4 protein-coding genes and 1 pseudogene are annotated in these 8,244 nt (G+C 44.4%); all 5 read right to left on the minus strand.

Going from position 1 to position 8,244, the window contains the following annotated elements; translation table 11 throughout:
• A pseudogene (locus tag JX312_RS05910) lies at positions 1–559 on the minus strand (RagB/SusD family nutrient uptake outer membrane protein); the annotation flags it as partial.
• Positions 560–571: 12 nt separating this feature from the next.
• The gene (locus JX312_RS05915) at positions 572–3,799 is read right to left on the minus strand and encodes a SusC/RagA family TonB-linked outer membrane protein (RefSeq protein WP_123405545.1); all 3,228 of its coding nucleotides are present in this window, start codon (positions 3,797–3,799) and stop codon (positions 572–574) included.
• A gap of 95 nt (positions 3,800–3,894) precedes the next feature.
• Positions 3,895–4,854, minus strand: a complete 960-nt coding sequence (locus JX312_RS05920; protein WP_204457378.1) for a FecR family protein — start codon at positions 4,852–4,854, stop codon at positions 3,895–3,897.
• A gap of 55 nt (positions 4,855–4,909) precedes the next feature.
• Positions 4,910–5,512, minus strand: coding sequence for an RNA polymerase sigma factor (locus JX312_RS05925; protein WP_204457379.1), 603 nt, complete (start codon positions 5,510–5,512; stop codon positions 4,910–4,912).
• 15 nt (positions 5,513–5,527) lie between these two features.
• Positions 5,528–8,113: a glycoside hydrolase family 31 protein gene (locus JX312_RS05930; RefSeq protein ID WP_204457380.1), complete on the minus strand. Its 2,586-nt coding sequence runs from the start codon at positions 8,111–8,113 to the stop codon at positions 5,528–5,530.
• Positions 8,114–8,244 lie beyond the last annotated feature (131 nt).

Below are 8,244 nucleotides of genomic sequence, written 5' to 3' on the forward strand. Positions count from 1 at the left end.
TAAAGTTGAAGGTTTCACGCGCTGTGGCGCGGGGACGCATGCCGTGATCGTCACCTTTGTAAAGCGGCAAGCCACCGAAATAATCCAGTCCTCTCATATAGAACCATCCAAGGAGGGAATGCAGTTGCGCCTGAGTCTCTTCTATATATTTCTCGTCAAGCCCGATTTTCTCAAGATCTATGCGCTGCAGGAATGTCAACGCCTCGTTTGTTCTTGAAACACCTTGCATCACCCCGTTGTAGGTGGATCGTATGATGCTCTCGTTGGTGGTCCACTGATGGTAATGCATCCTTGCGTAGCTACCTCCGTCATACCAGTCTCCTGACGTTTTTGTGGGGCATATCATTTCATCGGTTGAATATTCCTGTGCATACCATCTTTCATTGATTAGGAAGACCGTGCGGTCAACGAACGCGCATGCCACGAGTGCGTCGACTTTTTCAGGAGTCGTGGCAAAAATTTCGGGAGTGGTGCTCGTATAGTTTTCTTCGTTCATGTCGCAGGATGACAGTAGGCATCCTGCAATTGCCATGAGTGAAATATATCTTATAGTTTTCATTTGAATGTGAGTTTAGAAATTCATTTGTATGCCGAATGTGAAACGCGCTGCCACCGGATAGCCTATATTGGGAAGCTCTGTTCCGGGGAAAAGTCCGGTTGCCTGTACTTCCGGATTATATCCGCTATATTTTGTCCAACATGCCACATCGCGTGCCGTGAAATAGAACCGGAATGACTGCAGGTAGTCATTTGTCCATTTTTTCATGGGGAGCGTATATCCCAAGGTTATGGCATCTATCTTCAGGAATGAGCCGTCTTCAAGAAAATAGTCTGTGAGCACGTGGTCTCCGTCTTTTATTTCCTTATGGTCGTAATACCAGTCACGCAAAACGTTCGTGCCTGTTTTCGTGCGTATTCCGTTATACATGGCATTGGCATTGTATATGTCGAAATCCAGCCATGAATGGAATTGCATGCTCAGATCGAAATTACGGAAAGAGAGGCTGTGATCCATGGAAAGCATGCATTTGGGAAGGGCGTTGCCTTTATAGACCCGGTTTTCAGCTTTCAGGTATGTAGAATTGGCAGGAACGATATTATTGTCTTTGTCGTATATCTGCCATTTACCTTCGTCGGAAAGTCCGGCGAAGCGGTATAGCCAGTATTGTCCGATGTTGGATTGTGCCGATATCCTCATCACGCTGCCGGGGCTTCCGGGAGCGGGTAGGGCGGAGGAATCCATGTAGGCGCCTTCGTCACCGAGTCGGGATATTTTGGATTTATTCCCGGAAAGGCGTAATGCCGTGTTCCATTTGAAACCGTGGGTCTGGAGTATGGTGCCGCCTATCTCTAATTCCCAACCGGTGTTTGACAAGGATCCGATGTTCTTATAACAATGGTCATACATATAGTCGGGCAGGGGCACCAACACGGAATAGACAAGGTCGTTGACTTTGCGGTGATACCAGTCGAAACGACCCCATAGACGGCCGTTAAACAGAGAGAAGTCTGTTCCTATGTTGAATTCGTTTTTCTCTTCCCATTTGATGGCAGGGTTGAAGCTTGCCCCGGTGCCGTAGGCGTGTATCCATTGTCCGTTTACCGGATAGTCGCCATAATATCCGACAACAGGTGTGTAAATGCCCGAAGGGATTCCGTTGTTACCGGTAACCCCGTATCCGAGACGGATCTTTAAATCGTTGACCCATTCCACGTCTTTTAGCCATTGCTCACGATTGATGCGCCATCCGCCTGAGAGCGCCCAGAAATTTCCGAATCTGTTTTCAGGTCCGAATTTAGAGGAACCTTCACGACGGAATGATGCCATGAAAAGATACCTGTCGTCATAGGAATAGTTTACGCGACCGAAGAACGCTATCAGTCTTTGGCGTGTGTCTTTGGTTGACCCCATGGATGCAAGTCCCTCTTTCATGTCAGAGCCTTCTCCCAGATTCCATGGCCCGACGCCTTCTACGGTGAAATCCGAATTTGCAGCCTCGAAAGAATCACCGTGGTTTTCATTGAAGCTCCACCCCGCCACTGCGTCAATGTGATGGTTGTCGAAGAAATCAAGTTTATAGGAAGCGTAGGCTTCATATGAATTATATCTGTCCCGACCGAAAGAGTGTGAAGCCTTGCCGTTTTTGCCGGTATCCTGCATTGACCGGTGCAACGGGTCCCACCAAAGCCATGTCCGGCTTTCGCGGAGGTCGATATTTGCGGTGCCGATGAGGTCAAGCCCTTTTATTACATGATACTTTATTGTTCCAGTTCCGGTGATCCATTGGTCGTTCGTGCGTCCGTCGCGATACATTATGTCGGCAACCGGACTTGTATTTGTACCGGTCAGTCCGTAATTGTCAACATTATATTGATTAGGATTGTCCGGATCCATCAGCGGTATTGTCGGGTTTGCCTGCATTGCCGTGTAGAGTCCTGAGTTACCTCCGAAATTCACACGTGTCGACCTGCGAACCTGGAGACGCACATTCAGTTGGACGCGGTTCTTGAACATGTTGAAATTTGCGTTCAAACGCCCTGAATAATCTGTTCTGGAGTTTTTCTTTATAATGCCGTTGTCATCTCCATACATAAGAGATGCATATACGTTTGCCTTGTCGCTGCCACCTGTCAGCGTAAGGGTGTGCTTATGTGAAAATGCATTGTCATTTATCATTTCATCATACCAGTCAGTGGCATAGCCATAGTCGGCACCATAGCCGTTCTCTACAAATTCCGTGACGTATTCTTCTGCGGACAGCATCTGCGGACGTTTGCGGAGATGATCAATGGAAAATTCGTTAGAGAAAGTGCCTTTCACACGTCCGCTTTTTCCATTATGTGTGGTCACTATAATGACACCTCCTGCCGCACGGGTGCCGTAGATTGCCCCTGCCGAAGCGTCTTTCAGCACATCTATGGATTCGATGTCTTCCTGGTTTATGGAGCGGAGGTCTCCTCCCGGAATCCCGTCAATGACAATGAGTGGTCCGGAGCTGCCTTTTACCGATGCGACTCCTCTTAACTGAAATGTGGGAACGCCGTTGGGGTTGTTGGAGCTGTCTATAATCAGTCCGGGTATCTTGCTTTTTATAGCCGTGGCTATTGTGGAGCCTCCCACACCCTGCAGAAGGTCTTCTCCCTTTACGCTGGATATGGCTGTCGTGACCCGTTTCCGTTCTGTCGTTCCGTATCCAATCACAACAACTTCGTTTAGATCCGAAGCCGATGGATAAAGGGTAAGATTGACAGGAGAGGAATCTTTTACAGTCAGCTTCGCCGGATCGCACCCAAAATAAGAAACGTTTAGTTTGTCCCCTTTCCTGATGTTGTTAAGACTGAATTTACCTTCAATATCTGTCGTTACAACATTCTTGCTGCCAACCACTGAAACTGTGGCTCCGATCACAGGCTCTCCGTCTTCATGTGTGACAACACCATTTACCTTGAAATTTTCTTTCTTTTCTTTCCCTGCAGTTTTACCTTTTGGTGATATCGCTATTATTTCATTTGACATCATGTAATACGTCAGACCTGTTTTATCCAGAGCCTTTACGAGCACTGCCGATACTGGCGTTTGGGATAACTTCATGGTAATGTTGCGTACCCGTGACACGTCTGCGCTGTTATACGAGAAATGATAGGGTGTCTGCTTTTCAATGGTCTTCAATAGACTCTTAAGTGACGCATCGTGAATGTCGATTGTCACTTTTGCATCCTGAGCATTTGCCGTCTGTGCTAAAAGCGACAGAAAGAAAATGCATAGGATGTGCCGTAATACGTTTTTCAATCGGTTCATAAGGTTAATCGAATTGTTATTGGTTTTTCGTAAAGTCCAAGACGCAACTTTACATTAAATGTACTATTCGGGGCTGCATGTTATAAAACATGTGTTTAATGGGATCTATTTTTTATCTTGAGTCTGACGTTGAATATCCGCTCTATTACATCAATTGAAAGCTGCAGATTGTCAGTGGGTATTGTGCCGGTAAAAATACTGTTGTCAATATTTGCTCCTTCTACAATTATTTTGCAGCCATAATATTTTTCGATAGTGGATATTACAGAGTATAGATCTTCATCGTTAAAACTGAGTTTTTTCGTGTGCCATGCCAGTATGTTTTCATTCTGGTCCGGTTGGCTAATGCTGATGTGTCCGTTACCGTAATTGAGCACAGCCTTCTCACCGGGATGCACAATGGCGTTTTTACCGCTTTTTTCAGACAGTAGACTCACAAGTCCGGATTTGAGATATAACACAGCTTCGGGATCTTTTCTGACAGCCTTGAGATTAAACTTGGTTCCCATGACTGACACTTTTAATCCGGTGGCATTCACAGCAAACGGGTGTCGTGGATCTTTTGTGATATTGAAAAAAGCCTTTCCTGAGAATTCTATATTCCTGTTTCCGCGTGAAAAAGCGTCTGCATCATATGAAATAGAGGATGATCCGTTAAGCATGACCCGGCTTCCGTCAGGAAGAAACACTGACGCTCGTTCTCCTTTTTCGGTTGTGACAGCCATAAAAGAGGGGTTGGCAGCCGGATGTGTATAATAATATATTGTTGCGATCATGAAAACAGGCAGGAGCATGGCTGCCACATTGCGCGAAATATTCCGGAATGAATTACTGAAGCCTTTTCTTTCGATTTTCAGTAAATGATGAATATCGCATAAGGTCTTTTCTTTATGCGGGTCATCATCGTCGTAATTGACAGCCGGGTAGTTTTCCCAGTCTTCAAGAACCGCTTTATTCAGATCTTCAGGAGGAATTGACTGCAGTTTATCACGGAGAATCCTTAGATCTTCCCTTGATAACTTGTTTTCCCGATATTTTCTAATGAGGTCTTTCATGATCGTTTTGTATTTTATACAGTTTCTAAAAACTGTTGTTAAAACAGCCTACAGGTTATGTGGATGATGTTAATCCGCAGGCTAAGATTATGATAAGAATGAAACAGGCATCTTGGGAATCCAGATAGCTTCTTATTCTTTTCAATCCGCTGACAAGCTGATTCTTTACAGTCTGTTCAGTGATGTTGCAGAGATGTGCGATTTCCTTGTTTGACATATATGCGAATTTAGACAGTCTGACTATGCGCTGTTGCATAGGCGGCAGTTTTGAAATGCCGCGTTCCACCATGTCTGCAAATTCTTTATATTCCAATAAGGATTCGTCTTCAGTGCCTATTGTTTCACAATAGTCGATATAATCTTCATAATGAGGGGAGCCTATGTTTGTCCTTAAAATGCTTATCAGTTTGTTTTTGGCTATGCTGAAAAGATAATTGCTGATAGACTCATCGACATAAATACTTTTCCGGTTAAGCCATAACTTGATAAATATCTCTTGAACAATATCTTCTGTATCTTTCTGAGATTTGGTGAAATTCAGGCAATACCCATAGATACGTCTGTAATACATATCATACAAAGCATCAAACGCATGGACCGATCCGCTTCTTAATGAAGCTATCAGTTTAGATTCGTTATGTGTGCCTTCTTCTGCCATTGCCTGTTTTACCGCTTACTTAAGATTATCCGGATCTTGTTCAATTCCGAGTTTTTTCAAGAACCAGTTTCTGGCTTTGTCGCTCATTTCCTGCTCTTTCACAATTTCATGAATGCGGGCATAGCGACTGTTGAATTGACTTATAAGTTCACTGTTGCGTTCGGGATAATATTCGAGTGCCTCATATATTGTTGCCATCGGTCCGAAATCACTATTGACTCTAAGTTTGGCATATATGTTTTTTAATCCTCCGAATGCTTCCACGAAGCGTTTCATGTTGCCTATTGTTCCGTCAGTTATTTCAGAGCCTTCAGGCAGTGTCACTTCCACGGTGCGTTCAATGTCGCAGCTTTTCTCCGGAATATTTATTATGGTACATAGTTGGGTAGGATCATAGGAATATTGAGATTCTATCCCGTCTACTTTTACTTTTAATGGTCTTGCTGTTGCAGGAATGCGGATCTCAAAACGTCGGCTTGCCGGCATGTCGGCATATGTTCCCTTGCGTGGAGATATAGTGAACGTAAGCATATTGTGATTACGATTGCTGGAAACCTCCGTGAATGCATGTTCGTTGTCGTATTTCTGGTCATCTCCGTTGTCTTCATATAACATGAAGCTGTCGCTCTCTCCGGGATATATAGTGAATGCTATGGGAGCGTCATTGCGGCGCAGCGTCTTTTCTTTTTCTGCATGAAGGGGTATTATGGAGCCGGATTTGATGTATACCGGGGTCTCGTCCAAAGCGAATTTACGTTTGTATGTCTTGCCGCCATGAAGCATTGTTCCAGTGGCTTTCTCATACCAGTCTCCCTCCGGAAGCCACACTTCAATTTCGGAAAATCCATCGACTCCGGGACTTGTAACAGGCATTACTATCATACGGTCTCCGAACATGTATTGGTTTTTCATGGCATATGCTTCGTCATTTTCCGGGTAATCGTAATACATGGGACGACATATCGACACTGATGTGTCATGGCTTTTTCGCGCCATGGTATAGATATATGGAACAAGTTCGTAACGGCTTTGTATGGCATCGCGGATAGCATTCAGCGTATTGCGGTCAAAATTCCAGGGTTCCTTAACGAGGCGGGCGTTTTTATTGGAGTGTGTCCGCATTATTGGGGCGTATGTGCCGAACTGCATTGAGCGTATATACAATTCCGGGTTTGTAACGGTATCGCCAGCAGCCATGTAATGCCCCCCAAGATCATGACTCCAGAATCCATAGCATACGTTTGATGCCGTTGCTGTGAACCAGGGTAAAAAATCAAGCGATTTCCACGTTACATAATTGTCTCCTGAAAAACCGATCTGATAGCGGTGGTTGCCAAGTCCTCCCCATCTGTGATAAAGCATAGGACGGACTTTCCGTTCTTTTGCCATTTTTGTGAAAAAAGTATAGTTGAGCCACCATGTGTTGCTGAGGCTGTCTATTTTTGAATCATAAAGGTCTTGCTGCCAGTCGAGCCACCAAAATGTGACACCTTCATCTGTCATGGGATTTAAAATATTTCTGAAGACACTGTTGACAAACCGTTTGTCGGATGTCACCCATTCAACGTCTTTCTCTGAAGAGGGATCAATGCCGTTTTCACGTGCCACGTCAGGGTATGCAGCCTCGAATTTCTTGATACCCGATGCCGGATGAAGGTTAAGGGTTACTTTAAGGTTTTTATCGCGTAAATAATTCAGGAATTTACGATGGTTTGGAAAAAGCCATTCGTTCCAGGTCCATCCGGTCCATCCTCCGTGTGCTTCATCCGTATAATGCCAGTCCATGTCGATTACCAATACTTCCAGAGGAATCCGGTAGTCTTCAAAATCTTTTATGAGCTGCTTGAATTCATGTTCGGAATATGCCCACCACCTTGACCACCAATATCCGAATGCATATCTTGGAGGAAGGGGAATTTTGCCTGCAAGGGTAGTGAAATCTTTGAGTGCAGTCTTGTAATCATTGCCGTATGCCATGAAATACCAGTCTTGTGCACCTTTCTTGACTTTTCGAGTCTTTACCCATTCCATGTCGGGGTTATTGTCGAATAAAAAATTCTTAGAATCGTCAATTAAGGTCCATCCATCGCGTGCCAGAAGTCCTTTGTCAAGTTTTCCCGGCACGGGATGTCTTTTCCCGTCTTCCCCTTTTTTCATTATGTCCGGTCCGTCCCATTGGTCAAGGGTGCGGGTTGTGCCCAGAAGGTTGTTTTTCTGTTCCGTTCCCGGACACCATTTGAACGGTTTTATGTTGCCTGACGATTCGATGAAAAGATTATCGGATTTGAATGCACCTGAATTTTTTTTATACCGCAGGGTCATCTTTGATGTGGATACAATAATGTTTTGACCATCTTCTTTAACTTCTGCTGAGGCTGCCGGATAATTACGGCATACGGCAACAAGAGATTTGTCATTGATAAACTTGCCGTCAGGAGAATACTCCATCCGCATTAATCCATCTGTCACAACCGTGAATCTTACGTGTTTGTCTTGATATACGATTCCGTCTGACATTGTATTGTCAGCCTTGATGCCTGGTATGGTTGATGTTAGAAGCAGAATGCTTGTCAGGAGCTTTTTGAATGAAAACCGATTCATAAGTAGCATAAATTAATTGACATGTTAGATAGTTTTTTAAACAGCCTTTAACAGTGAACTCGTCTTGACTTATTTACGAAAGTTAAAATAATGATATTGTTAATTCTTTTCTCAACCTCAGCGGATCTTTC

It is taken from the genome of Barnesiella sp. CU968, from assembly GCF_905219685.1.
Taxonomy (GTDB): domain Bacteria; phylum Bacteroidota; class Bacteroidia; order Bacteroidales; family Muribaculaceae; genus Lepagella; species Lepagella muris_A.

Excerpts from the sequence above, each read along its gene's own strand:
- JX312_RS05915 (WP_123405545.1), bottom strand. The coding sequence starts at position 3,799 with ATGAACCGATTGAAAAACGTATTACGGCACATCCTATGCATTTTCTTT.
- JX312_RS05920 (WP_204457378.1), bottom strand. The coding sequence starts at position 4,854 with ATGAAAGACCTCATTAGAAAATATCGGGAAAACAAGTTATCAAGGGAA.
- JX312_RS05925 (WP_204457379.1), bottom strand. The coding sequence starts at position 5,512 with ATGGCAGAAGAAGGCACACATAACGAATCTAAACTGATAGCTTCATTA.
- JX312_RS05930 (WP_204457380.1), bottom strand. The coding sequence starts at position 8,113 with ATGAATCGGTTTTCATTCAAAAAGCTCCTGACAAGCATTCTGCTTCTA.